Source organism: Bradyrhizobium sp., assembly GCF_035701725.1.
GTDB lineage: Bacteria > Pseudomonadota > Alphaproteobacteria > Rhizobiales > Xanthobacteraceae > Bradyrhizobium.
In genome coordinates this window covers 23,174-48,155 of sequence record NZ_DASSRP010000413.1, presented here as the reverse complement: position 1 = coordinate 48,155, position 24,982 = coordinate 23,174, and the positions used below count along the sequence as shown (strand labels likewise).

General features: G+C 62.3%; 30 protein-coding genes. 22 read left to right on the top strand and 8 right to left on the bottom strand.

Annotation, left to right across the window (positions count from 1 at the left end):
* The 13 genes from VFL62_RS25255 to VFL62_RS25195 form a co-directional block, all read left to right on the top strand.
* The coding region (locus VFL62_RS25255; RefSeq protein ID WP_325175116.1) for a (2Fe-2S)-binding protein at window positions 1–283 on the top strand (283 nt) is incomplete at its 5' end.
* Between the two features lie 30 nt (window positions 284–313).
* Window positions 314–1,120, top strand: coding sequence for a xanthine dehydrogenase family protein subunit M (locus VFL62_RS25250; protein ID WP_325175115.1), 807 nt, complete (start codon window positions 314–316; stop codon window positions 1,118–1,120).
* 37 nt (window positions 1,121–1,157) lie between these two features.
* Window positions 1,158–2,066, top strand: coding sequence for a MoxR family ATPase (locus VFL62_RS25245; RefSeq protein WP_325175114.1), 909 nt, complete (start codon window positions 1,158–1,160; stop codon window positions 2,064–2,066).
* Window positions 2,067–2,135: 69 nt separating this feature from the next.
* A complete protein-coding gene (locus VFL62_RS25240) occupies window positions 2,136–3,338 on the top strand; it encodes a VWA domain-containing protein (protein WP_325175113.1) in 1,203 nt (400 codons plus the stop codon).
* A 24-nt stretch (window positions 3,339–3,362) separates the two neighbouring features.
* Window positions 3,363–3,686 (top strand): XdhC family protein, encoded by a 324-nt coding sequence (locus tag VFL62_RS25235; RefSeq protein WP_325175112.1) that lies wholly within the window; start codon window positions 3,363–3,365, stop codon window positions 3,684–3,686.
* Between the two features lie 2 nt (window positions 3,687–3,688).
* Window positions 3,689–4,387 carry an XdhC family protein gene (locus tag VFL62_RS25230; protein WP_325175111.1) on the top strand — a complete coding sequence of 233 codons (699 nt, stop codon included), beginning with the start codon at window positions 3,689–3,691 and terminating at the stop codon, window positions 4,385–4,387.
* On the top strand, window positions 4,384–5,988 hold the full coding sequence (locus VFL62_RS25225; protein WP_325175110.1) for a molybdopterin-binding/glycosyltransferase family 2 protein: 1,605 nt from the start codon (window positions 4,384–4,386) through the stop codon (window positions 5,986–5,988). Before VFL62_RS25230 ends, VFL62_RS25225 begins: the two co-directional genes overlap by 4 nt.
* A 106-nt stretch (window positions 5,989–6,094) precedes the next feature.
* Window positions 6,095–6,484: a DUF4189 domain-containing protein gene (locus VFL62_RS25220; RefSeq protein ID WP_325175119.1), complete on the top strand. Its 390-nt coding sequence runs from the start codon at window positions 6,095–6,097 to the stop codon at window positions 6,482–6,484.
* Between the two features lie 108 nt (window positions 6,485–6,592).
* Window positions 6,593–7,006 carry a DUF2000 family protein gene (locus VFL62_RS25215; protein WP_325175109.1) on the top strand — a complete coding sequence of 138 codons (414 nt, stop codon included), beginning with the start codon at window positions 6,593–6,595 and terminating at the stop codon, window positions 7,004–7,006.
* Window positions 7,007–7,192: 186 nt separating this feature from the next.
* Window positions 7,193–7,912: a TetR/AcrR family transcriptional regulator gene (locus VFL62_RS25210; protein ID WP_325175108.1), complete on the top strand. Its 720-nt coding sequence runs from the start codon at window positions 7,193–7,195 to the stop codon at window positions 7,910–7,912.
* 23 nt (window positions 7,913–7,935) lie between these two features.
* Window positions 7,936–8,697, top strand: coding sequence for an efflux RND transporter periplasmic adaptor subunit (locus VFL62_RS25205; RefSeq protein ID WP_325175118.1), 762 nt, complete (start codon window positions 7,936–7,938; stop codon window positions 8,695–8,697).
* Between the two features lie 5 nt (window positions 8,698–8,702).
* Window positions 8,703–9,635, top strand: coding sequence for an ABC transporter ATP-binding protein (locus VFL62_RS25200; protein ID WP_325175107.1), 933 nt, complete (start codon window positions 8,703–8,705; stop codon window positions 9,633–9,635).
* The gene (locus VFL62_RS25195; RefSeq protein ID WP_325175106.1) at window positions 9,632–10,795 is read left to right on the top strand and encodes an ABC transporter permease; all 1,164 of its coding nucleotides are present in this window, start codon (window positions 9,632–9,634) and stop codon (window positions 10,793–10,795) included. The genes VFL62_RS25200 and VFL62_RS25195 overlap by 4 nt, the downstream gene beginning before the upstream one ends.
* 11 nt (window positions 10,796–10,806) lie before the next feature.
* Here the strand turns inward: VFL62_RS25195 and VFL62_RS25190 are convergent, their stop codons facing one another.
* Both VFL62_RS25190 and VFL62_RS25185 read right to left on the bottom strand, forming a co-directional pair.
* Window positions 10,807–11,268: a DUF488 domain-containing protein gene (locus VFL62_RS25190; protein ID WP_325175105.1), complete on the bottom strand. Its 462-nt coding sequence runs from the start codon at window positions 11,266–11,268 to the stop codon at window positions 10,807–10,809.
* Between the two features lie 4 nt (window positions 11,269–11,272).
* Window positions 11,273–12,103, bottom strand: a complete 831-nt coding sequence (locus VFL62_RS25185) for a DUF72 domain-containing protein (RefSeq protein WP_325175104.1) — start codon at window positions 12,101–12,103, stop codon at window positions 11,273–11,275.
* Window positions 12,104–12,457: 354 nt separating this feature from the next.
* Here VFL62_RS25185 and VFL62_RS25180 point away from each other — a divergent pair, with 354 nt between their 5' ends.
* From VFL62_RS25180 to VFL62_RS25165, 4 genes are all read left to right on the top strand, one after another.
* Window positions 12,458–13,591 carry a glycosyltransferase family 2 protein gene (locus VFL62_RS25180; protein WP_325175103.1) on the top strand — a complete coding sequence of 378 codons (1,134 nt, stop codon included), beginning with the start codon at window positions 12,458–12,460 and terminating at the stop codon, window positions 13,589–13,591.
* A 7-nt stretch (window positions 13,592–13,598) separates the two neighbouring features.
* Window positions 13,599–15,101: a glycosyltransferase family 39 protein gene (locus VFL62_RS25175; protein WP_325175102.1), complete on the top strand. Its 1,503-nt coding sequence runs from the start codon at window positions 13,599–13,601 to the stop codon at window positions 15,099–15,101.
* A 372-nt stretch (window positions 15,102–15,473) separates the two neighbouring features.
* Window positions 15,474–16,544 carry a tlde1 domain-containing protein gene (locus VFL62_RS25170; protein WP_325175101.1) on the top strand — a complete coding sequence of 357 codons (1,071 nt, stop codon included), beginning with the start codon at window positions 15,474–15,476 and terminating at the stop codon, window positions 16,542–16,544.
* Between the two features lie 576 nt (window positions 16,545–17,120).
* Window positions 17,121–17,312 (top strand): DUF1330 domain-containing protein, encoded by a 192-nt coding sequence (locus VFL62_RS25165; protein ID WP_325175100.1) that lies wholly within the window; start codon window positions 17,121–17,123, stop codon window positions 17,310–17,312.
* 16 nt (window positions 17,313–17,328) lie between these two features.
* Here VFL62_RS25165 and VFL62_RS25160 read toward each other — a convergent pair whose 3' ends face one another.
* Window positions 17,329–17,490, bottom strand: a complete 162-nt coding sequence (locus VFL62_RS25160; protein WP_325175099.1) for a hypothetical protein — start codon at window positions 17,488–17,490, stop codon at window positions 17,329–17,331.
* A gap of 312 nt (window positions 17,491–17,802) precedes the next feature.
* Between VFL62_RS25160 and lepB the strand changes: the two genes are divergently transcribed.
* Window positions 17,803–18,969: a signal peptidase I gene (lepB, locus tag VFL62_RS25155; protein ID WP_414644842.1), complete on the top strand. Its 1,167-nt coding sequence runs from the start codon at window positions 17,803–17,805 to the stop codon at window positions 18,967–18,969.
* 52 nt (window positions 18,970–19,021) lie between these two features.
* Here lepB and VFL62_RS25150 read toward each other — a convergent pair whose 3' ends face one another.
* Both VFL62_RS25150 and VFL62_RS25145 read right to left on the bottom strand, forming a co-directional pair.
* Complete coding sequence (locus VFL62_RS25150) at window positions 19,022–19,237, bottom strand: hypothetical protein (protein WP_325175098.1); 216 nt, start codon at window positions 19,235–19,237, stop codon at window positions 19,022–19,024.
* Between the two features lie 56 nt (window positions 19,238–19,293).
* Complete coding sequence (locus tag VFL62_RS25145; RefSeq protein WP_325175097.1) at window positions 19,294–19,512, bottom strand: DUF3072 domain-containing protein; 219 nt, start codon at window positions 19,510–19,512, stop codon at window positions 19,294–19,296.
* Window positions 19,513–19,725: 213 nt separating this feature from the next.
* On the opposite strand from VFL62_RS25145, the gene VFL62_RS25140 reads away from it, so the two are divergent.
* The 3 genes from VFL62_RS25140 to VFL62_RS25130 all read left to right on the top strand — a co-directional run bounded on the left by VFL62_RS25140 (window position 19,726) and on the right by VFL62_RS25130 (window position 20,632).
* Window positions 19,726–19,950 (top strand): hypothetical protein, encoded by a 225-nt coding sequence (locus VFL62_RS25140; RefSeq protein ID WP_325175096.1) that lies wholly within the window; start codon window positions 19,726–19,728, stop codon window positions 19,948–19,950.
* A complete protein-coding gene (locus VFL62_RS25135) occupies window positions 19,947–20,180 on the top strand; it encodes a hypothetical protein (RefSeq protein WP_325175095.1) in 234 nt (77 codons plus the stop codon). Before VFL62_RS25140 ends, VFL62_RS25135 begins: the two co-directional genes overlap by 4 nt.
* Window positions 20,181–20,278: 98 nt before the next feature.
* The gene (locus VFL62_RS25130; protein WP_325175094.1) at window positions 20,279–20,632 is read left to right on the top strand and encodes a hypothetical protein; all 354 of its coding nucleotides are present in this window, start codon (window positions 20,279–20,281) and stop codon (window positions 20,630–20,632) included.
* A 321-nt stretch (window positions 20,633–20,953) separates the two neighbouring features.
* On the opposite strand, the gene VFL62_RS25125 is transcribed toward VFL62_RS25130, so the two are convergent.
* From VFL62_RS25125 to groES, 3 genes are all read right to left on the bottom strand, one after another.
* Window positions 20,954–21,721 (bottom strand): hypothetical protein, encoded by a 768-nt coding sequence (locus tag VFL62_RS25125; protein ID WP_325175093.1) that lies wholly within the window; start codon window positions 21,719–21,721, stop codon window positions 20,954–20,956.
* 385 nt (window positions 21,722–22,106) lie between these two features.
* On the bottom strand, window positions 22,107–23,747 hold the full coding sequence (gene groL / locus VFL62_RS25120) for a chaperonin GroEL (RefSeq protein WP_325175092.1): 1,641 nt from the start codon (window positions 23,745–23,747) through the stop codon (window positions 22,107–22,109).
* Between the two features lie 160 nt (window positions 23,748–23,907).
* Window positions 23,908–24,222 carry a co-chaperone GroES gene (groES, locus tag VFL62_RS25115; RefSeq protein ID WP_325175091.1) on the bottom strand — a complete coding sequence of 105 codons (315 nt, stop codon included), beginning with the start codon at window positions 24,220–24,222 and terminating at the stop codon, window positions 23,908–23,910.
* Between the two features lie 374 nt (window positions 24,223–24,596).
* On the opposite strand from groES, the gene VFL62_RS25110 reads away from it, so the two are divergent.
* The gene (locus VFL62_RS25110) at window positions 24,597–24,881 is read left to right on the top strand and encodes an usg protein (protein WP_325175090.1); all 285 of its coding nucleotides are present in this window, start codon (window positions 24,597–24,599) and stop codon (window positions 24,879–24,881) included.
* Window positions 24,882–24,982: the final 101 nt, after the last annotated feature.

Below are 24,982 nucleotides of genomic sequence, written 5' to 3'. Positions count from 1 at the left end.
TGGCCACGAAGTCAGGACCATCGAGGGTCTCGCCGCCGATGGCGGTCCGCTGCATCCGATGCAGGAGGCCTTCCGCGAGCATCATGGCCTGCAATGCGGCTTCTGCACGCCGGGCATGATCATGACCGCCATCGATATCGTTCACCGCAAGGGCCACGATCTCTCCGACCATACGATTCGCGAAGAACTCGAAGGCAATCTTTGCCGCTGCACCGGCTATCAGAATATCGTGCAGTCGATTGCGGCCGGCGCCAAGGCGATGGCCAAATCCGATCTCGCGTAAACGTTAGCAGCTACGGCCGAAGGAATACCGATGTACGAATTCAAATATCATCGTCCGGGCACCGTGCGACAGGCGGCAAACCTGCTTGTCAAGAATGAGGACGCCAAGGTGATCGCGGGCGGGCACACGCTGCTGCCTGTCATGAAGCAGCGGCTCGCCAGCCCGCCGCATCTGGTCGATCTCTCCCATATCGAGGGGCTCGACGGCATCGAGATGAAGGGCCGTTCGCTGGTGATCGGCGCCACCGCCACCCACTACGCCGTGGCCAACTCGGCCGTCGTCGGTGAGGCGATACCCTCGCTGGCCGAGCTCGCCGGCATGATCGGCGATCCCGCGGTGCGTCACCGCGGCACCATCGGCGGCTCGCTCGCCAACAACGATCCGACCGCGGATTATCCGGCGGCCGTTCTGGCGCTTGGCGCGACCATTGTCACCAACAAGCGCCGTCTCAAGGCGGAAGAATTTTTTCAAGGGATGTTCTCGACCGCGCTCGAAAGTGACGAGATCATCACCAAGGTCATGTTCCCGCTGCCGAAGAAAGCGGCTTACGTCAAATTCCGAAACCAGGCCTCGCGCTACGCGTTGGTCGGTGTGTTCGTCGCCCGCCGTCCGTCGGACGTCCGGGTTGCGGTGACGGGTGCGGGCTCGGACGGCGTGTTCCGCCTGACCGCTTTCGAGGAGGCGCTGAAGAAGCGGTTCTCGGCGAAGGCGCTCGACGGCCTGACCGTGCCGCACGACGGGCTCAACAGCGATCTTCATGGCAGCGCCGAATATCGCGCGCATCTGATCGCGGTGATGGCGCGGCGCGCGGTCGAGGCGGCAACCGCAAAGTCCTGAGATCGCTCACTCTCGCTGCAGCAAGGCTGGCTCCTCCATGACCGGATCGGCGTTACCCAAGTCCGTCGATGCCATGCTGGAGTTGTTGGCTGCGCGCGGCTATCTGGCCGAGCGCTCGCTTGCAACCGTTGCCTACCTTTCGCTGCGCATGGGCCGGCCGCTATTTCTCGAAGGTGAGGCCGGCGTCGGCAAGACCGAGATCGCGAAGGTTCTGTCGGCCGGTCTCGGGCGCAAGCTGATCCGTTTGCAATGCTATGAGGGTCTGGACGCGGCGTCCGCCGTCTACGAGTGGAACAGCGCCGCGCAGATGATCGCGATCCGCCTTGCAGAAGCTGCCGGCGATACCGATCGCGAACAGCTTTCGGGCGATATCTTCGCCGAGCACTTTCTGATCAAGCGGCCCCTGTTGCAGGCGCTCGAGCCGGACGTTGCGGGTGCGCCGGTGCTCTTGATCGACGAACTCGACCGCGCGGACGAGGCGTTCGAGGCCTACCTTTTGGAAATCCTCTCCGACTTTCAGATCACGATCCCCGAATTCGGCACCGTTAAGGCGCCGCAGCCGCCGATCGTGATCATTACCTCCAACCGCACCCGGGAAATCCACGACGCGTTGAAGCGCCGCTGTCTCTATCATTGGGTCGATTATCCGAGCGCCGAACGCGAGCTTGCGATCGTCAAGTCGCGCGTGCCCGGCATCTCGGCGAAGCTGTCGCAGCAGGTCGTGCGGTTCGTGCAGGCGTTGCGTGATCAGGACTTCTACAAGTCTCCCGGTGTCGCCGAGACGCTCGATTGGGCAACCGCGCTCACCGAGCTCGATGCGCGCACGCTGACGCCCGAGGTAGTCGGCGACAGTCTGGGTGCGCTGCTGAAATATCAGGATGACATCGAACGAATGCAGGGCGAGACGCTGCAAAAGGTCTTGAAAGAGGCGACCAGCGAGGACTGATCGCGTGGGCCACAACGCTTGTCATTCCGGCCTCACTCGCGCCCGGGAATGACGGAAAGATCAGGGTACATGGCCATCATCGATCACCTGAATCCACCGACTGGGCGGATGGCCGACAACGTCATCGGATTTGCCCGCGCATTGCGCGTTGCCGGCATGCCGGTCGGCCCTGGTGCCGTGATCGATGCCCTGGACGCTTTGCAGCTGATCAACATCGGAAGTCGCAGCGAAGTCTTCACGGCGCTCGAGGCGATCTTCGTCAAGCGCCACGAGCACGCGCTGATTTTCGCCCAGGCTTTCGATCTGTTCTTCCGTGCTGCGGATGAATGGAAGCACATGCTGGATTCCGTGCCGCTGCCCGATCACGCGAAGAAGAAGCCACCGGCGGCGGCGCGCCGCGTGCAGGAGGCATTCTCGCAAACGCAAATGACCGAGACGCCGCAGGCGCAGGCCGAAGAGCTGCGGCTTTCGGTGTCCGACAAGGAAATCCTGCAAAAGAAGGATTTCGCGCAGATGACTGCGGCCGAGATCGCGGAAGTCACGCGGGCGATCGCCAACATGAGGTTGCCTCAGGCGGAATTGCGCACCCGCCGCTACCGGCCGGATGCGCGCGGGCTCAGGCTCGACATGCGTCGGACCCTGCGCGGATCGCTCCGCACCGGCGGAGACATCATCGACATCCACAAACTCGGGCGCATCGAGAAGCCGGCGCCGATCGTCGCACTGCTCGATATCTCGGGCTCGATGAGCGAATATACCCGCCTGTTCCTGCATTTCCTGCATGCGATTACCGACGCGCGCAAGCGCGTATCGGTGTTCCTGTTCGGTACTCGCCTGACCAATGTGACGCGCTCGTTGCGGGCTCGCGATCCGGACGAGGCGCTGGCGAGCTGTTCCTCGGCGGTGGAGGACTGGGCCGGGGGCACGCGGATAGCGACCTCGCTGCACAGCTTCAACAAGCTGTGGGGTCGCCGCGTGCTCGGGCAAGGCGCCATCGTATTGTTGATTTCCGACGGACTGGAGCGCGAGGCGGATGCGCGGCTTGCCTTCGAAATGGACCGCCTGCACCGATCCTGCCGCCGCCTGATATGGTTAAACCCGCTGTTGCGGTATGGCGGCTTTGAACCGAAGGCGCAGGGCATCAAAATGATGCTGCCGCACGTTGACGAATTCCGCCCGGTGCATAATTTGAAGTCTATCGAAGGCTTGATCGAGGCATTATCGGCGATGCCACAGCCGCATCACCGCAGCTTGATACGATCTGTGGCCTGAACAAGAATAATCGGCGAGGTGACCATGCTCGATCGCGACGAAGATATCCTGAAAGCCGCTGAAGACTGGCAGAAGGCCGGACACGGCGTGGCGCTGGCCACCGTGGTCGAGACCTGGGGTTCGGCGCCGCGTCCGGCCGGCTCCAACCTCGTCATCAATGACGATGGCACGTTCCTGGGTTCGGTTTCCGGCGGCTGCGTCGAAGGCGCCGTCGTGACCGAGGCGCTGGATGTGATCGAAAGCGGCAAGCCCAAGATGCTCGAATTCGGCGTTGCGGACGAGACCGCCTGGAATGTCGGTCTTTCCTGCGGTGGTACAATCAGGGTTTTTGTTGAGAAAGTTGGCTGATCGTGAAGCTCGCTACGCTGAAGGAATTAAACGCCGAGCGCGCCGCGCGGCGGCCAGCGATCGTTGTCACCGACACTGCGAATGGCGAGCAGCGCCTGGTCAAGGCTTCAGATTTCGCCAGCGATCCCTTGCATGCCGAACTCGCCAAGCAACTGCGCATGGGCAAGAGCGCCACAGTCGAAGTCGGCGGCAAAAAGCTGTTCCTCAACGTTTACGCGCCGACCGCGCGGATGGTGATCGTCGGCGCCGTCCACATCAGCCAGGCACTGGTGCCGTTGGCGCGCTCGCTGGGCTATGACGTCACGGTGGTCGATCCGCGCACCGCGTTTGCGAGCCCCGAGCGTTTCCCCGACGTGCCGCTGATTGCCGAATGGCCCGATGTGGCGTTGCCGCCGCTCAACATCGATCACTACACCGCCTTCGTTGCGCTGACGCACGATCCGAAGATCGACGATCCGGCGCTGCTCCATGCTTTCGCGCGCGACTGCTTCTATATCGGCGCTCTCGGTTCGCGAAAGACGCATGCCAAGCGCGCAGAGCGGCTAAAGGCCCAAGGCGCCACCGATGCGGACATCGCGCGCATTCACGCGCCGATCGGGCTTGCGATCGGGGCGGTCTCCCCATCCGAAATCGCCGTGTCGATCATGGCCGAGATCACCGCGAGCCTGCGGATGCCAAAAGAAAAAGAAGCCGCCGCATGAAATTCGGCCCTGCCAGTCCGGCGGAAGCGATCGGCGGCGTTACCGTCCACACCTTGCGTCAGGGTTCGCTAGTGCTCAAGAAAGGCACCACGATCGGCCCGGCGGAAGTGGCGGCGCTGGAGAAAGCCGGCGTCAAGGAAGTCGTGGTCGTGCGGCTCGAACAGGGCGATGTCTCCGAGGACGTCGCTGCCGCCAGCATCGCGCGCGCGGTGGCCGGCGAGGGCGTTCATGTCGAGCGTGCCTTTACCGGCCGCGCCAATCTGTTCGCGGCGAAAGCGGGCGTGCTGGTGGTGGACCGCGCGGCGGTCGACCGCATCAACGGCATCGACGAAGCCATCACCTTCGCCACGCTGTCGGCGTTCAAGCCAGTGGTCGAAGGCGAAATGATCGCAACCGTGAAATTGATCCCGTTCGGGGTCGAAGCAAGGTTGCGTGACGCCGCGGTCGAGGCCGCCAAAGGCGGTGCGCTGCGGATTGCTCCCTACGTCATCAAGCGCGTCGGCGTGATCTCGACGCTGTTGCCGGGGCTTTCGCCAAAGGTCATCGACAAGACGCTGAGGGTCACGGCCGAACGGCTCGCACCCGCCGGCGCGACCATCATGGCCGAGCGCCGCGTGCCGCACGAGGAGAACACCCTGAAGGCCGCGATGAAGGAATTGCTCGGCCTCGGCGCCGAAATGGTGATCGTGTTCGGTGCCTCTGCGATCGCTGACCGGCGTGATGTGATCCCGGCGGCGCTTTCCGGCATTGGCGGCGCGGTCGAGCATTTCGGCATGCCCGTCGATCCCGGCAACCTTCTGCTCATCGGCAAGGCCGGCGACATTCCGGTGCTGGGCGCGCCCGGCTGCGCGCGCTCGCCGGTGGAGAACGGTTTTGATTGGGTGCTGATGCGCCTGCTGGCGGGCCTGAAGGTCACGCGCGCCGAACTGATGGGGATGGGCGTCGGCGGCCTGTTGATGGAAATCGTGACCCGGCCGCAGCCTCGCGCAAGCCTCCAGGCCGATGACAACCGTCATGTCTGCGCCATCGTTCTTGCCGCTGGCCGCTCGACCCGCATGGGAGGTCCGAACAAGCTGCTCGCCGAACTTGAGGGCAAGAAGCTGGTCCGTATCGTCACCGAACAGGCGCTCGCGTCAAAAGCCAAGGAGGTGATCGTGGTCACCGGCCATCAGGCCGAACTGGTCGAGAACGCGCTCGCCGGGCTGAACGTCAAATTCGTCCGCAATCCGGATTTCGCCCAGGGCCTGGCAAGTTCGGTCAAGGCCGGCGTCTCGGCGGTGCCGAAAGAAGCCGATGGCGCGGTGATCTGCCTCGGCGATATGCCGATGATCTCTTCGGTTCTGATCGATCATTTGATCGAGGCGTTCGCGCCGGATCGCGGCAATTTGATCGCAGTTCCCGTCAGCGAGGGCCGGCGCGGCAATCCCGTGCTGTGGTCGCGCCGTTTCTTCAATGAACTGATGACGCTTGACGGCGATATTGGCGCCCGCCACCTGATTGCCAGGCATAATGAAGCGGTCGCGGAAGTCCCGGTCGAGGGCGACAGCGCGTTTCTGGATATTGATACGCCCCAGGCGCTGGAGGCGGCACGCACTGCCTGAGCCTGCATCGCCGTCGACAATTTTCTCGATCATCGATTTCCGTTCACCAAGTTGAAACGCCCTCCCTCTTAAGTTGCCGCCGCTAATTCCGGGGGAGGGGTTCTTGATCGTTTCGACCGCCGTTGCGCGGCGCCGCGCGCTGTTCGTTCTCACCTTTACGCTCGTCGTCTGTGCCTCGCGACTGATCACGGAAAGCCGTGCCGCGGGCGCTTTTGCGATCGGTAAATGCGGGGCTTACGGGCAGGCCTACGACTATCCGGCCGAAAGCGCGGCACTGGCCGCCGCGCGCAAACAATGCAAAGGCGACTGCAAGACGATCACCATGAAACGCTCCTGTGCGGCGCTTTCGGTCGATATGGCCAACCCCTGCGGTGCGCACGGCTACGCGGTCAAGCCGCATATTTCGAGTTCGCTCAATGAAGCAACACGCGAATGCTACAAGTATGGCGGCAAGGAGTGCGTGATCCGCGCTTGGGCCTGCGACGCCAAGGGATGATGCGCACGGGATGTTGCATAGCATCGCCGTGAAAATCTTGCTCTAATGGGTTCGGAATTTCGGATCCCTCGCCGAAGTTTTCGAAGTCCCGTCCCCTTGGAGCTATCCATGCAATTCGACACCAAGATCGCGGTCGTGATTCGAACCGATCTGGAAACATGGCAAAAGCTCAACGTCGCCGCGTTTCTGGCCTCCGGCATTGCCGCGGCGTTTCCGGAATGTATCGGCGAGCCCTACGCCGACGGCTCGGGGACACCCTACCTGTCCTTGATTGGTCAGCCGATCCTGATTTATGGCGCGCCGGATCGGCCGGCGATGTCGCGCGCACTCGAGCGGGCATTGGCGCGCAACGTCCGGCCTGCGGTCTACACCGAGGACATGTTCAAGACGACGCATGATGCGGCCAACCGCGAGGCGGTGCGGGCGGTGACGCGCGCCGATCTCAACCTGGTTGGCATCGCGATGCGGGCCGAGCGCAAGGTGATCGACAAGATCGTCGATGGTCTGAAATTCCACAGCTGAGTTCAGCGTCGCGGTCCTGGGTCCCGGCCAGCCATCGCTCGGTGGGCCGCGGTGCGGCTGCAGATTGATTTGAATCAGGGCGGCAGGGCCGGAAACCAGACACAGTCGACCATCACTGGCGCTTCCCCAGTTTTGAAGGGGATTGACAATGACTGACCGGTCAGTCATATTGAACTAATGAGCAAGATGCCGAAAAAGACTGTCGAAAGGCGGGGTCTGGACAAAGCCCGGGGCACACAAGGTCCCGGCGGAAGAGGCGTTCGGTCGGCCGCGGCGCCGGCCGGTTCAAGCCCCGCGCGCACTCCCAGCCGCGCCGAACGCGCCGCCGATCGTCGTGCCGCCATCATCGAGGCCGCATTCGATACCTTCATCGCGGAAGGTTATGCCGCGACCCGCCTTGATGACGTCGCCAAGCGTGCAGGTGTCGCCAAGGGAACGATCTATCTGCATTTCAAGGACAAGCAGGCGCTGTTCGAGGAACTGGTACGCAACGCGATCGTGCCGCTGGCGTCCAGGCTTGCAGCGCCGCCGCCTGCAACGGGCTCGGTCCGTGCGCTGCTCGAAAACTTTGCCGACACTTTCGTTCGGGAGGTCACGATGACCCGGCGCGGCGCCATCGTGCGGCTGGTTATCGCGGAGGGGCCGCGCTTTCCCGCGATCGCCGATTTCTATTATCGCGAAGTCGTCTCGCGGGGCATGGCGGGCATGCGTGCCCTGATCGAACTCGGCATTGCCCGGGGCGAGATTCACGAATCCGGCTTAAAGGATTTTCCGCAGATCGTGATTGCCCCGGCAATGGTTGCCGTGATCTGGCAGGGCCTGTTCGCCCGTCACGCGCCGCTCGATGCGACCGCGATGCTTCGCGTGCATCTGGATTTGATCTTTGGTGAACGGAGGGCGGCATGAGTGCAGTCCACGCCGCGTATCGAATGCTGCCTGCAGCCGCGCTGCTGTCTTTGTTGGCGGGATGCAGCCCGCCGCGCGATCCCGGCTTTCAGGGCTGGGTGGAGGCCGACATGATCTTCGTCAGTCCGGACGAATCCGGACGCGTCACCAAGCTCAATGTGCGCGAGGGCGATGAGGTCAAGCCCGGGGATCAGCTATTTTCGGTCGATGATGATCTGCAGCAGGCGAATCTCAACCAAAGCAAGGCGACGCTTGTCAACGCCCGGCAGAGTTATGATCGCGCCCAATCGCTGGCTAAGACGGGATCAGGCACGCAAGCGACATTGGATGCAGCCGTCTCGGCACTCCGCGTCGCCGAGGCCCAGGTCGCGACGTCAGAGACACGGCTCGCGCGACGCATCGGCTATGCCCCAATCGGCGGCACTGTACAGCAGGTTTATTTCCGCGTTGGCGAGACGGTCGGAGCTCAGCGGCCGGTGCTGTCGATCATGCCGCCAGGCAATATGAAGGTTCGCTTCTATGTGTCGGAAGTCGACTTGCCCAAGCTTGCGATCGGGGACGAGGTGCGTGTCACCTGCGACAATTGCTCGGCCGACCTCACTGCGAGAATCTACTTTCTCTCCACGACGGCGGAGTATACCCCGCCGGTCATCTACAGCCTCGATGAGCGCAACAAATTGGTCTATCTCGTGCAGGCAAGGCCCTCGCGCCCTGACGCCCTGAGGGTAGGTCAACCGATCAGCGTCTTCCTGCGCCCGAAGACGCCGGTCGCAGACCAGCGATGACCGCAATGAGCGCGTCTCCTGATATCGCGATCGACGTGCGCGGCCTTTCGAAATCGTTCGAAGGGCGTGAGGTGGTGCATGATCTCAGCATGCAGGTGAAGCGAGGTGAGATCTACGGCTTCCTCGGACCTAACGGCAGCGGCAAGACCACGACCATCCGCATGCTCTGTGGGCTGCTCACGCCCGACAGCGGTGAGGGCACGTGTCTCGGTTACGACATCCGGCGTGAAGCAGACAAGATCAAGCGCCGCGTCGGCTATATGACGCAGCGCTTTTCGCTGTACCAGGATCTGTCAGTCCGGGAAAATCTCGAATTTGTGGCGCGGCTCTACGGCATGCGAAATCCGCGGGACGCCGCCGGTGACATGATCCGGCGGCTCGGGCTCAGCGGCCGGGAGCAGCAGCTCGCCGGTGAATTGTCGGGCGGCTGGAAGCAGCGTCTGGCGCTCGGCGCCTGCACGTTGCCGAGCCCGCAGCTTCTGCTGCTGGACGAGCCGACGGCCGGCGTCGATCCCAAGGCGAGACGCGATTTCTGGAACGAGATTCACGCGCTCGCCGCTGAAGGCCTCACGGTGCTGGTTTCGACCCACTACATGGATGAAGCGGAACGTTGCCACGAGATCGCCTATATCGCCTACGGCCATCTGCTGACCCATGGCACGGTCGAGGACGTGATCGCGAAGTCGGCGCTGTCGACCTACACGGTGACCGGTGAAGACCTTCACGCCGTCCAGGACCAGCTTGCCGACAAGCCGGGTATCGACATGATCGCACCATTCGGCGCCAGCCTGCATGTGTCGGGCCGGGATCGCGCGGCCCTCGAGCGCAGCATCGCCCCTTGGCGCGAGCGCAAGGACCTGCACTGGCAAGCCAGCGAGCCGTCGTTGGAAGACGTGTTCATTGAGCTGATGACGCGATCAAGGGACAATTTCCAATGAGCGCGACCGACGCACCGGATTCTGCGGACGTACCGGAGGCCCGTTTTGGCTTCTGGCGGCGCTGCTATGCGATGATGGTCAAGGAGTTCATTCAGTTGCGGCGCGACCGCGTCTCCTTTGCGATGATCGTAATGATCCCGGTGGTGCAGCTATTGTTGTTCGGCTATGCCATCAACACAACGCCGCACAACCTGCCGACTGCAGTGCTTTTGCAGGAAGACAGCGATCTCGGCCGTTCGATCCTTAAGGCGCTGGAAAATACCGCGTACTTTCATTTTGTCCGCGAAGTGCACGACGTTGCAGAGTTCGATGAACTCTTGACGTCGGGCAAGGTGCTGTTCGGTGTGGAAATTCCGCGTGGCTTCGAGCGTGCGGTACGGCGCGGCGATTATCCGGCGCTATTGGTCGCAGCCGATGCCACCGATCCGGTGGCGGCGAGTTCGGCGCTGTCATCGCTCGGCGTCCTGGTTCAGACCGCGCTTTCGCATGATCTGTTCACCGGCGATCCGCCGGCGATGCCGTTCGAGATCAGGGCGCATGCGCGCTACAATCCGGCGGCCTCATCGCGATTGAACATCGTGCCGGGCCTTGTCGGCACCATCCTGACCATGACCATGCTGATCTTCACCGCGCTTTCGGTGACGCGCGAGGTCGAGCGTGGCACCATGGAAAGCCTGTTGTCGATGCCGATCACACCGGTCGAGGTCATGCTGGGGAAGATCGTTCCGTATGTGCTGGTCGGCTTCGTCCAGGCGTTCCTCATCATCAATATCGGCGTATTTCTGTTTGGCGTGCCGGTGCGCGGCAATCTGGTCATGCTGGCGCTGCTCTCGACCCTGTTCATCACGACCAATCTTGCGATCGGCTATACCTTCTCCACGGTGGCGCAAAACCAGCTCCAGGCGATGCAGATGTCGATCATGTTCTTCCTGCCGAGCATTCTTCTGTCCGGCTTCATGTTTCCGTTTCTCGGCATGCCGGTCTGGGCGCAATATGTCGGCGAAGCCCTGCCGCTGACGCATTACCTGCGGATTGTCCGCGCGATCATGCTGAAGGGCGCGGCGTTGCAAAATCTGCGGTATGACTCGATTGCGCTGCTGCTGTTGATGCTGCTGGCGATGACGATCGCAGTGTTGCGTTTCCGGCGTACGCTGGATTGATGCAGAAGGCGTTAGGCCTGCGGGGCGGCCAGATTTTCGATCTTCACATCGTCGCGCTCTTCGATGATCTCGGCAATCCACCGCCGGTGGCAATGCTGGTGGTCTCGCTCATAGCAGAGGATGCAGACCGGGCCTGATTTTTTTACGAGCGAGGAAAGTTCGTCGAGTTCCTCTTTGGCTTGCGCGGTCTTGAGGTGCTTCGCGTAGATCTTATGCAAGGTGTCATATTGGCCGGATCGCGCGGCGAGGCGGCCTTCTTTCGGCGTGCCAAGCCCGCGCAGATGCAGGTAGGCAATGCCGCGCTCATCGAGGCCGGCGGCAAGCTGGCTTTTCGAAAAGCCAGGCCGGCGCGAGGATGCCACGGCCCGCACGTCGACCAACAGCTTTACGCCGGCGTGTTCGAGTTCGTCGAGGACGGCTTTGGCTGGCGTTTGCTCGTAGCCGATGGTGAAGAGCTTTTTGCGCCGGGCCATATGGCTAGCTCACGCGTGCGATCAGTTCCATCGCCCCCTGCGGCGCGCGGATCTTGCCTTCGTGGATCACATAGGCAAACACATCGCGCGGCGTCTTCTTAAGTTTCGTGTCGTCAACGCGCGGCAGATCGTCGGGTTCGCCGCCCTCGGCCCATAATTGAAGGCGCTTGGCCCAGGCGTCGAGCTGCTTGGGTGGGTAGCAGGTCTTGATCTCGTCGTTGCCCTTTTGCAGGCGCGCATAGACGAAGTCGCTCGCGACATCGGCGATCGCCGGATACTTGCCGTGTTCCGCGAAAACAACGGGAGTTTCGAACTTTCGGATCAGTGCCACGAAAGCCGGCGTGCAAAAACTGTCGTGGCGGACCTCGACGACATGGCGCAGGCGCTTTCCCTCGAGTTCGCGCGGCAGGAGCTCGAGGAATTTGCCGAAGTCCGCCTCGTCGAATTTCTTGGTCGGCGCGAATTGCCAAAGCACAGGCCCGAGGCGATCGCCGAGCTCGAGCACTCCGGAATCGTAAAATCGCTTTACGGAATCGCCGGCCTCCGCCAGCACGCGGCGGTTGGTGGCAAAGCGCGGCCCCTTGAGCGAGAACACAAACCCGTCTGGCACCTCGCGTGCCCATTTGCGAAAGCTCTCCGGCTTTTGCGAACCGTAATAGGTTCCGTTGATCTCGATCGAGGTGAGCTTTGAAGCCGCATATTGCAGTTCCTTCGCCTGCGCGAGCTTCTCGGGATAGAACACCCCGCGCCAGGGCTCGAAGGTCCAGCCGCCGATGCCGATGAAGATGCGGCCGGATTTGGCCGAAGAGGTTTTGGAGGCGGGGGCTTTGCTCACCGGGTCGTCTCGCTCTCGAAGGTGCGGGGATTGAAGTTTGAACGTAGTCAAACCGGCCCGTATTGACCAGCTTGCGAGGGCCCTCGCGTTCACCATGTTGCCACCGTCCTGCCGTTTCCGCGCGGACGCCCTTGCGGAATGCCGAGGCGGTTCCTATATGGCTGATAACGACGACGTTGACGCTTTCCCCTGGCTCCGTCGTCGGGACGACCACGAAATAGCTCGGCTGCGCCGGATGTAAGCGCGCCATCTGTTCGTGGTCGTTGGCATTTTTGGGGATGGTTTGGTCCGGAAACGGCCATCCCCGACCGTTTCCTTGGCATCGGCTCGATTGATCGGATATACGCTGGCGTCATGAACGACGCTTTGCAAATCGCGGCCGGGAGCCCGGCCCAAGCGCTTGGATTGCCTCAACTTTCCGTGGTGATCCCGACCTTCAACGAACGGGACAATGTCGTCACGCTGTTCCGGCGGCTGGAAAAGACGCTTGTCGGCATCCCGTTCGAAGCCATCTTTGTCGATGACAATTCGCCCGACGGCACCTGGCAGGTGCTGCGCGCGCTGTCGCGCGAAGACGGCCGGGTGCGCTGTATCCGGCGGATCGGACGGCGCGGCCTTTCCGGGGCCTGCATCGAGGGTATTCTGGCCTCGAGCGCGCCGTGCGCGGCCGTCATTGACGCCGACCTGCAACACGACGAAACGCAATTGCCGAAGATGCTCGCGCTGCTGCAAAGCGGGACGTTCGATCTCGTGGTCGGCAGCCGTTATATCGAAGGCGGCAGCGCCGACAGCTTCAACCGCCAGCGGGCCGGTGCGAGTGCGCTTGCCACCGAAGTGGCGAAAAGGTTGCTGCGAGTCGATATCGCCGATCCCATGAGCGGCTTCTTCATGATCCGCCGCGAGCGCTTCGAAGAACTGGCGCCGCAACTCTCCACGCAGGGCTTCAAGATCCTGCTCGACGTCGTGGCGACCGCCCACGGCACGCTTCGCGCCAAGGAAATTCCCTACACGTTCGGCTCGCGGCTGCATGGCGAGAGCAAGCTCGATTCCATGGTCGCGCTCGATTTCCTGGGGCTCGTGCTCGCAAAGCTCACGCGCGATATCGTATCGCTGCGATTCCTGCTGTTTGCGATGGTCGGCTCGCTCGGGCTCATCGTGCATTTTGCGGCGCTCTACACGGCGCTGAAAGGTTTCAGGCTGCCGTTTGCGGAAGCGCAGGCTTTCGGCGCGATCTGCGCCATGACCAGCAATTTCATTCTCAACAACTTCCTGACCTACCGCGACCAGCGGCTGAAGGGATTTGCCATCCTGCGCGGCCTCGTCCTGTTCTATCTCGTCTGCAGCGTCGGCCTGCTCGCCAATGTCGGCGTGGCGTTCTCGGTCTACGACCAGCAGCCGATCTGGTGGTTGGCAGGTGCGGCCGGCGCGCTGATGGGCGTGGTCTGGAACTACGCGATGTCCGGACTGTTCGTCTGGCGCAGGCGTTGACGTCTGCATGACCGCACCTGATGCCCGGCTGGCACGCAATACCGCGCTGACCGTGGCCGCGCTGGTGTTGCTGCGGCTGGTCGGCGCCGCGTTCACGCCGATCACATTCGACGAAGCCTATTACTGGCTCTGGGCCAAAAACCTCGCGGGCGGCTATTACGATCATCCGCCGGCAGTGGCGCTGATCATCCGGCTCGGTATCATGATCGCCGGCGACAACGAGCTTGGCATTCGCCTGATATCGATCCTGCTCGCGCTGCCGATGAGCTATGCGGTGTATCGCGCCGCAGACATTCTGTTCGGCGGCAAGCGCGTGGCCGCTACCAGCGCCATTCTTCTCAACGTCACGCTGATGGCCGCGGTTGGCACGCTGATCGTCACGCCGGATTCGCCGCTGCTGGTGGCCTCGAGTTTTGTGCTGCTCGCCCTTGCCAAGGTTCTCGAAAGCGGCCGCGGCGTGTGGTGGCTGGCGGTTGGCGTCGCGGTTGGTCTGGCGCTGCTTTCCAAATACACCGCGCTGTTTTTCGGCCCCGTGATCCTGATCTGGCTGGTCAGCGTTCCGAAGCTGCGGCGATGGCTTCTCTCGCCATGGCTTTATCTCGGTGGGCTTGCCGCGCTCGCGGTGTTTTCTCCGGTTATCGTCTGGAACGCGGATCACCACTGGGTTTCGTTCATCAAACAGCTCGGCCGTTCGCAGATCGATCACTTCACGCCGGGCTTCATCGCCGAGTTGATCCCGACGCAAATTGCATTTGCGACCCCGCTCGTCTTTACCCTTGGCGTGATGGGGCTCTATGCGTTGACGCGGCGTGAGGGCGGGGCGCTGGCCTCGCGTGTGCTGATCGGCGCGATGTTCTGGGTCATCGTCATTTACTTCGCCTGGCACTCGCTGCACGCCCGCGTCGAGGCCAACTGGTTTGCGCCGGTGTATCCGGCTTTTGCGATCGCCGCGGCGGTGGCCGCCGACGTGATGCGCTGGGAGGCCGCCACCAGACGCCTCGCGACCTTCTGTCTGCGCTGGGCCTCGCCGGTCGGCATTCTGATGTTCGCGGCGCTGCTGGTGCAGGCCAATACCGGCCTGCTCACCGGCTATCGCCGTGACGCCACCGTGCGCAGCATCGGCGTCGGCTGGCCAGCGCTCGCGGCCGACATCGAAGCGACGCGTGCGCGCGTCGGCGCATCGTGCGTGCTGGCGCCTGATTATGGCACCGCGAGCTGGCTTGCGTTCTATCTTCCCAAAGACACCTGCGTGGTGCAGCCGACGCAGCGCATCCGCTGGGTCAACATGCCTGAGCCCGATCCGGCAAAGTTGTCGGGCAAGCTGTTGTGGGTCGACGAAGTCCGCGCTTCGCCTCAGCCTTACGTGTCCGACACCTTCGGCAAGATCGAGCGTGTCGGCGAGTTCAAGCGAATGCGCGGGCCGTTGGTGATCGAGACCTACGCGCTTGATCTCGTCGAACAGGCCAAGCGCCCCGTGCTCGACAATTCTCCGCCGCCTGAATTGCAATAAAGGACTAGTCCCTACGGCTGCTCGAATGTGGCGAAATCAAGGTCGCCGGAATCGCGAAGAACCACGGCCATTTACGGGCTTTCTCGCCGCAAATCCGTACCATTTCGGGACTGCCCCACAACTGCCGCGCACTTAATCCCCATTTAACTAAAACTTGCCTTAATGCCGTCCCGCGCCTCTGCGAGACGCTGCCAATGAGTTCGGCGGACGATCGCACTGGCCGCCGTTCGAAGGTGCCGACGCCATGCACCGTCTCGAACGGCGGTTATGGGGAGACGAGGTGGTAACAGTCCGGATGCAAGGCGAATGAGTACCAGTGTAGTTGCGTGTTACGAATTCGCGGCACCCACTTTTAAACGACCAGCCCGCAAAATGACCGCGCAGAGTCTGTTCATTGCGACAGCAGTGATCGGCCTTGTCGTCGGCTGCGGCTGGACGGTTTACGCCAACATTTTTGCGGCCAGCCCGTACCCCGAACTCGGCAGCGCCAATTACGATGCGCCGGTCGCACGGCGTTTTGCGAGCATCGCGGTCCGTCCCATCGTTCGTCCCGAACCGCCGATCGTCACCGAACCGGAAACCCCGGCCGCCGAGCCGACGCTTTCCTTCCTGGAGCGTTTCGCCGCGGCTTCGCCGCAAGGCGTTGCGCCGGCGCCGGTGCCCGACGAGCCGGTCAGGATCGCGGTGGCGCCAAAGCCCGAACCGCTCAAGCTCGCCGAAGCGCCCAAGACCAAGGAAGCGGCGAAAGAGACGCCGAAACTCCCGTCCAAGGATGCCGCGAAGGAAGCATCGGCGAAGATACAGCTCGCTTCGGCGTCGCCGGCGACACAGCCCGACGAGGCGCCGAAGGGCCTCTCGAAGTTCGGCGACATGGCGCGGCGCGCGAAGAATGCGATCCTGTCGCTTGGCGGCGAACACCATTCGATCACAGAGAAATTGTGGGGCAAGGAAGGCTCGCGCAATCCGGTGCTGGCCTACGCTTCCGCCGACGCCGGCAGCGTGACCGGCAGCGTCACCCCGCGCGAACAGAATCCGATGCTCGGCGGCTCGCCGCCTTACGATCGCGACACCGCCGTCTATGACATCACCGCGCACACCGTGTATCTGCCCGATGGCACCAAGCTCGAAGCGCATTCGGGTCTCGGCTCCAATCTCGACGATCCGCACTCCTCGCGCATCCGCATGCGCGGCGTGACGCCGCCGCACATCTATACGCTGAAGCCGCGCGAGGCGCTGTTCCACGGCGTGGCCGCGCTGCGCCTGACCCCGATCGGCGGCGAGGATGCGATCTTCGGCCGCGAAGGTTTGCTCGCACACACCTACATGCTGGGTCCGAACGGCGATTCCAACGGCTGCGTTTCGTTCCGCGACTACAACGCCTTCCTGAACGCTTACCGCAGTGGCGGCATCCGCAAGCTCGCGGTCGTCGCGCGGGTGGAGTAGGCGCGCGGCGCTTGCCCTCTCGATTCCTATTCGAATTTCAAACAGCCACTTCGTTGTCGTCCCTGCGAACGCAGGGACGACAACGCTGGCGTATGCGCACGCGTTCACCTTCCCACGGCGCGACCGCGCCCGGGTCCTTGAGCAAAGCCCTCCCTGAAACAGAAGAGGGCGCAGGGAATGCCGGGTGCACGATGCACCCGTAGCCTCGCACGCAAATAAAAAGCGTACGAGTTAGTCACCACAGGTACGCCGAACATTCCGGCATTCCCCGCGCGATGGTGTTACGGGTTACTTCGTGCTCGCCCCGGAGACCGGGCTTGTTGTCTCCGTGAGTGAACGCTCGCGCGTTGCACCGGATATCAGCGTCGGGATATCAGGCCCACACGACTTCGCCGTCCGCCGCATGCCGTTCGCCTTTCGGCGTGCGGGCGTCCATCGCATCCCGCGCCCAACGCATCGTGACGATGGCGAAGCGCCCCTCTCGTGGGTGCGGGATAGCGCGGGCTTGTAGACATGATTTGCCCGACGGGCAGAGCGAAATATTTTTGCACGAAGAGGTGGACAGTAGAATCAGCGTTGATCGCGCTTGTGAAATCGGATTTTACGCGCAATGCTGAAGGCGATTGGTCGCCGCGCCGGATCGTGCTGTTGGAATTTCCCTCGGTCGAGGCGTGGGAATCCTTCTACCACGGCGACGTCTATCGCGGCCTCAAGGCAGTCCGCGATGTCTGCAGCTCCGCGCGGTTGGTGAGTGTCGAGGGATTATAGGCCTACGGCGGCCAATCTAATTGGCTGCCGTCGGTTCTGTCTCGGGCTCGGAAAGCCGATGGAGCTTGTCGTCGAGGCCAGCTTCGTCCTCGGGCTGCGATGATTGCAGGAGAATCCGCAGCCGCTCGCCGATTTCCTCGCAGATTGCGCGGGTGTGGTCGATCGTGGGGTTATCCATGGCGAAACCCTTGATCAATACGGCAAGATCGAGACCGCTGCCTTTGGCTATCCGTGCGAGCGCTTGTTGAACAGCGGGTCGTCACGACCTTTGGCTATCCGCTACATGCGCCGTCATTTATAACGGCGGGCAGCGGTCTCGCTGTTAAAATCCAAGCGCCGGGCTTTGGTTCCAGGCGATCCCCGGAAATTCGTCAGGCCAGCCCAGCTTTTCGGCGGGATATGGGCGGCACTTTCGAATCGGGCATAGTGGGGTAAGGGGCAGGGGGTAAAGTTGGCCGAAGAGAAGAGCGAGCGGTCGCCGTGGCTGACGGTGTGGTTCAGTCCGCGCCGGACCGTCGAACGCCTCGTCGCGACAAGGCCGGCCTATTTCGTCTGGCCGCTCGCCGTACTCGGCACGTTCACCAGCCTCTTCAACCAAAGTTCCGTCATCTACGGTGCAAGCTATCTTCTGAACTGGCAGCTTATGCTGAGCATTCTGGTGTTCGGCGCGCTGATCGGCATCGTCTGGCTCTATCTCGCAGGCTTCATGCTGAGCTGGATCGGCCGCCTGCTCGGCGGGCAGGCCAGCGCGCTTCACATGCGCACCGTGTTTGCCTGGAGCACGCTGCCGACCATCCTCGGCTTTCTCGTCATTCTCGCCGTCGGCGCGGCCTTCGGGCGTGGCAGGACGCTCGACAGCGTGCCGCTCCTGGTCGCGGCCTTTTCGCTGTGGTCGCTCGTCGTTTTTCTCTTGATGCTGGGGCGGGTGCTGGGCTTCGGTTTCTTCCGCACCATCCTGACGTATATCCTGAATACGCTGCTCGGGATTGTGCTTGCGCTCTTCATTCGCAGCTTTCTCTACCAGCCGTTCAATATTCCGGCTTCCTCGATGCGGCCGACGCTTCTCGTCGGCGACTACCTCTTTGTCTCGAAATTCGCCTATGGCTATAGCCGCTTTTCGCTGCCATTCGGAGCGCGGCTGCCGGCGGGACGGATTTTCGCCTCCGAACCTGCGCGGGGCGATGTCGTGGTGTTTCGCGTTCCAAAGGACGAGGTCGACTATGTGAAGCGTGTCGTCGGGCTGCCCGGCGATCGCATTCAGATGAAGCAGGGCGAACTCTTCATCAATGAGGTGGCGGTCAAGCGTGAGCGTCTTGCCGACGAGGAGGCCGAGCAGGATGCCTGCGGCAGCGAGGGCCGGGGCCACGTCAAGCGCTGGCGCGAGACGCTATCGAACGGCGTCAGTTACGAGACGCTCGATTGCCTGGACAATGGCCCCCTCGACAGCACCGACATCTACACCGTGCCGGCCGGGCATTTCTTCATGCTCGGCGACAACAGGGACAACTCGACCGATAGCCGCGTGCTGTCAGCGGTGGGCTATGTCCCGTTGGAAAATCTGATCGGCCGCGTCAGCGTGATCTTCTTCTCGCGCACTGAAGACGACGGCACGCCGCCGCACGTTCGCACCAATCGGATCGGCCGGATCGTGCACTGAAGCAAGATCGTGCATTAAAGACTGTGCGTGGAAAGCAGGTGAAGCCTGACGATCAGCTGATGTCGCGCGGCAGCTTCCAATCGGCTTGCGGTTCGTAATTCTCTTCGACCTGTTGGATATGAAAGCCCGCGGGCAGCACCTGGCCGCCGGCTTCGTCGGCGACGGGCACATCGTCGATCAGGCCTTCCCTTAAAGCGGCCTGCCAGACTTCCTGCTCGGTCGGATAGGTCCTGGCCAGTTGGGTCTTGCCGCGAAACAGCGCGTACATGGCGGCCTCCCAGGATAGGCTTCGATTGAATCAAACGAGCCCGCTCGATTAATCGATCAACGGTCGGAGCGGGGTGGCGTTCCCTGATCGAGCCCCGTAGCGGCGCGCAGATCGTCGATCAGCTTCGAGGCCTGCGCTTTGGTCAGGCCCTTGTCGGTCGGATCGGGCTGATGCGCCTGTTCCGCAAGCGTCCTGAGATACGATTGCTGTGCGCCCGTCATCGGATCGTCCCCGGAAACCCAATCCGTCGGATCTTTCTCGGTGTTGTCGGCCATTTTCCACCTCCATCGATTTTCATCCCAACGTTTAGCTGGACTTTTCGTTCCTGATTTGTTCTTATGATCCTCGTCATCGGGATGCCGCCATGGACGCCGAGAAAGAACGAGAAATCATCAGGTTATGGAACCGGCTTCGCACCCTGGAGAAAGCGGGCCAGCCGACCTTGGCGGCAGTGAGGGAAATACGGACTGCATTGGTTGAGAGGGACCATGGGACTGGAGCACATTCGTTCCGAAATCGAGGTGATGCGCGTTCAGGTCGGAAGACAGCGTAGGGAGATCCTTCAGCTTCAACGCGCCGGCATTGCGACGGCGGCGGCCGAGGCGCTGTTGCAGCGGATGCTCGACAAGATCGATGCACTGTGCGCCGAGCGCGACCGCCTCAAGCGCGAGCGGCCCCGAGAGATGCGCAAAGCGATGGAGAGCCGGCGATGACAGGCCAGCGCACGCGGTACTTCACTGATGAGCCGGAGCTATCGCCGTTCCTCAAGGCGCTGAACGATGTTCGCCAAAAGGCGACGCGCGAAGGCTGGTGCTACCGGCATGTTCAGGCGATCATCGTTGCGATCGACCAGTATGCGGAAGCCGCCACCGGTAACCGCGAATATTTCCTCAACAAACCGCATTCCATCGGTCCCGCCAGGAGACCTGAGGACATCAGGTGAAGCCGGCCGATCCGCTGGCCGCCATCGCTCGCGCGACGAAGCGTGGGAACCGCAACCTGCACAGCAGGTTCTTCGTTCGGGCTGATTAGGGAACGCGGATGAAATACGCATCGCTGATCGTTGCCGCGCTGCTGATGCTGGCCGCCGCGCCCGCTTCGGCCCGCATGCCCGAGCTGAATGTCAAGACGCTCTGCAAGCACAGGGACGCTGACGCCAAGATGCTGCGTTCCACCATGGGGCAGAGCGTCGACGAGTGCGTGCATGACGAAGAAGCCGCCAGAGAGCGACTCAACTCGCTGTGGAGCTCGACCGAGGCCTCGATCCGCAGCCGCTGTCAGAGCGAGGGCCGTTCGCTCGGCACTACGAGCTATCTCGATCTCGTCACCTGCATCCAGATGAAAAACGACATCAAGCCGAACGCGAAAAACAAGGCGGCGCAAGGCGTGAGATAGCCGCGCGTCATTCCGGCGCGGAGCGAGGCCGGAAGCCATATTTTCGCAAGGCGCTCACCGAGCGAGGCGCCGAGCATTGATGAACAACGCGAACGGCGGGTATCCGCTACATGCGCCGTCATTCATAACGGCGGGCAACGGTCTCGCGGGGAGAAGTCGGAAGGCCCGCTCAGGGGTTCCCGCGGGAATATAAAGATTGTCGGCCATGCCGCGGCGTGGCCGATGACTCGGAAGCCTCCTGCCGGCTTCTCGGCAGCCCGGCGCCCCCGGCCGCTGCGTGATCAGGACCCAGCAGCCACCCGAACGCGCACGCCCGCAGTCCTATTTCAACGTCACGAACCGCGGCGGACCCGGGACCGCGGTTTTCGCCAAATCGGCCACCAGTGGTGCCGCATCGGGCAAGCTCAGATCCGCGTCTGCGGAGGCGAGCAGACGCATGATCTCCCAATCCTGCCTCGTGAGCGAGTAGCGCAGCGGCTCGATCCGCTCCTTATAGAATTGCAGGAACAGCGGCCGGGCAACCGGCTCTTTGACGCGGTGACCCCGCACCTCTCCGTTGACGTCGATGAGCTTCAATGCCAGCGCCTTACGCAACAGCTCCAGCGCCTGAACGCTGAGCGGACCAGCCCCATCGTCCCAATAGGTGGTGCTGCTCAGGGCGTCCAGAAACGCCCACGCCTGATCGGAATCGAAGGCGTCTGCCTGGGTGGCCCGTTTCTCAACTTCATCGGTTTGCTCGAGCAGCTCGCGTGTGAACGCTTGATAGCGCTGTTGCCGCTCCGCCTCGCGCGCCTCTTGTTCGGCGGCGCGGGCGTAAGCGTCGACCTGTCTAGGCACAAACCCCGAAACCGCCGTCAGCGCAACCAACAGAACTGTAATTGCCGCGCGCGGCGGCCTCAGCACCGCGCCTCGTCGGCAAATGATCAGGACTTCTACCGTCAGCAGGACAACAGCGGCGAGCGCCGCGAGGGTCAACCGATCGAGATCGATCGGGCCGTTGCGGAGCAAGTTGTCCAGCCGGAATCCAATGATGTTGACCAGGCTGGCAATGGCGGCGAGCAGCTGCAGAACAAGAATGGACCATCGCATCTGGAAATTGGTCGTATGAGAGGTCGTTTCGGTTCAAGCCGTCTCGTGCGTCACCTGACCTGATGGTCAGGCATTAATCGTCCTCATCGCGAGGAGCGAATGCGACGAAGCGGTCCAGCACTAGGCCCCCACGACAGCTGGATTGCTTCGCGTCGCTCGCAATGACGGCGTTAAGTGCGAACCCCAAAACAAAAACCCCGGCATCGCTGCCGGGGTTTTGCATTTCTTAGCTGTGGAGCGAGATCCCGGATCAGCGATGCACCACTGCGTGCTGCATCGCGTCCGGGACGACTTCGTCGCTTAGAAGTCCATGCCGCCACTCAAACCGGGCTTGCCCGGTTTGAGCATTCTTGGATTCAGGGGCGGCGACTGCTAACGCGTTGCGTTAGAAGTCCATGCCGCCCATGCCGCCGCCCGGAGGCATTGCGGGACCAGGGGCAGCCTTCTTCGGCAGTTCGGCGACCATGGCTTCGGTCGTGATCAGGAGCGCGGCCACGGAGGCAGCGTTCTGGATCGCGGTGCGAACCACCTTGGTCGGGTCGATGATGCCCTTGCTGACCAGGTTGCCGTACTCGCCGGTCTGGCTGTCGAAGCCATAGGAGTACTGATCCTTCTCGAGGATCTTGCCGACGATGACGGAGCCGTCTTCGCCCGCGTTGATCGCGATCTGGCGAGCCGGCGCCGACAGCGCCTTGCGCACGATCTCGACGCCGGTCTTCTGGTCGTCGTTCTTGGTGCGGATGCCCTTGAGCTGCTCGGAAGCACGGAGCAGCGCGACGCCGCCGCCCGGAACGATGCCTTCTTCAACAGCCGCGCGGGTCGCATGCATCGCGTCATCCACGCGATCCTTGCGCTCCTTCACCTCGACCTCGGTCGCGCCGCCGACGCGGATCACCGCGACGCCGCCGGCGAGCTTGGCCAGACGCTCCTGGAGCTTCTCACGGTCGTAGTCCGAGGTGGTTTCCTCGATCTGCGCCTTGATCTGCGCCACGCGCGCCTCGATGTCGGCCTTCTTGCCGGCGCCGTTGACGATCGTGGTGTTTTCCTTGTCGATCATCACCTTCTTGGCGCGGCCAAGCATGTTGAGGGTGACGTTCTCGAGCTTGATGCCGAGATCTTCCGAGATCGCCTGGCCGCCGGTCAGGATCGCGATGTCCTGCAGCATGGCCTTGCGGCGATCGCCGAAGCCCGGAGCCTTGACGGCCGCGACCTTCAGACCACCGCGGAGACGGTTCACCACAAGCGTGGCCAAAGCCTCGCCTTCGACGTCTTCCGCAACGATGACCAGCGGCTTGCCGGTCTGCACCACGGCCTCGAGCAGCGGCAGCAGCTCGTTGAGCGAGGACAGCTTCTTCTCGTTGATCAGGATGTAGGCATCGTCCATCTCAACGCGCATCTTGTCGGCGTTGGTGACGAAGTAGGGCGAGATGTAGCCGCGGTCGAACTGCATGCCTTCGACGACATCGAGTTCGGTTTCGAGCGACTTGGCTTCCTCGACCGTGATCACGCCCTCATTGCCGACCTTCTTCATGGCGTCGGAGAGGAACTTGCCGATCTCGGCGTCGCCGTTGGCCGAAATGGTGCCGACCTGGGCGATCTCCTCGTTCGAGGTGACCTTCTTGGAGTTCTTCTCGAGGTCCGCAACGACGGCTTCGACCGCAAGGTCGATACCACGCTTCAGATCCATCGGGTTCATGCCGGCGGCAACCGACTTGGCGCCTTCGCGCACGATCGCAGCCGCGAGCACGGTCGCGGTGGTGGTGCCATCGCCGGCGGCATCGGCCGACTTGGAGGCGACTTCGCGCACCATCTGGGCGCCCATGTTCTCGAACTTGTCGTCAAGCTCGATTTCCTTGGCGACGGTGACGCCGTCCTTGGTGATGCGGGGGGCGCCGAACGACTTGTCGAGCACGACGTTGCGGCCCTTCGGGCCGAGCGTCACCTTGACCGCGTTGGCGAGGATGTCGACACCGCGCAGCATGCGGTCGCGGGCGTCGACGCCGAATTTCACTTCTTTGGCTGACATTTGGTTTTCCTCAGTTGATTTCAGGTCCTCGTGCCTCGAGGAGTAGAAGGCGACAAACGCGTTGCATTTGCGCCGACGTCTCGAAGGAGGAGAGGGTTCATTGGCCTCATCCTTCGAGACGCCGGCTTCGCCGGCCCTCAGGATGAGGAAACGGCTTCGATTAAGCGGCCTTCTTCTTGGTGGCGACGTCGGTCAGAACGCCCATGATGTCGCTCTCCTTCATGATCAGGAGATCTTCGCCATCGATCTTGACCTCGGTCCCCGACCACTTGCCGAACAGGACGCGGTCACCGACCTTGATGTCGATCGGGATCAGCTTGCCGGACTCGTCGCGGCCGCCGGGGCCAACCGCGATCACTTCGCCCTGGGAGGGCTTTTCCTTGGCCGTGTCGGGAATGATGATGCCGCCAGCGGTCTTCTCTTCGGCGTCGACGCGCTTGACCACGACGCGGTCGTGAAGCGGACGGAATTTCATGCAGTCCTCCTAAGTTTCTGAAGATGTTCGCGAATTTTGCAGAATTGGCAGTCGCCGCCGACGAGTGCCAGCGGGCGAAAGTGACATAATCCAGAGTTTTGGGAGAGACAAGAGGCGATAGCAGAAAATTTGGCACTCCAACAGGGTGCCTGCCAGTTTTCGCGCGCATCGTTAACGCTACGCCGTCGTCCCGGACCGGCCGGCGCGCTATTAGCAGCTCCTCTAAGTGGCTGCTAATGCAGACTTTTTCAACACATCGTTAAACATTTAGGCTTGTGATGGGTTGTTCGCGTGCGTCACATTTCTCTCATGTGAGTGCATCTCGACTCGCCAGGCGCGGCTCCAGCTGCACTCTCGCAATACGGAGGGTTCGCATGGTCTCGCGGGTTGGTGTTTCCGAAGACTTCCGGAAACAGGTGCTGGGTTACGGGCTGACGACGGCGGAAATTCTCTATCGGTTGCCGGATCATCCTTCACTGCTCCAGACCTATGTCTGGCAGAATTACGATCTGTTCCCCAAGTTTCCCGCGCTGACGGATTTCCTGCAGTTCTGGCAGGAAAAGCTCGAGGGACCGCTTTATTCCGTCCGCATCGCGCACTCCAAGCTGATCAAGCCCGCCGAGCTTCGCGCCGTCGACGGCGTGTTCCGGTTGCATTGAATCTCTCTCCCCACGTCATTGCGAGGAGTGAAACGACGAAGCAATCCAGCCCTTCAGGCGACTGGATCGCGTCGCTATCGCCCGCGATGACGGCATGACGC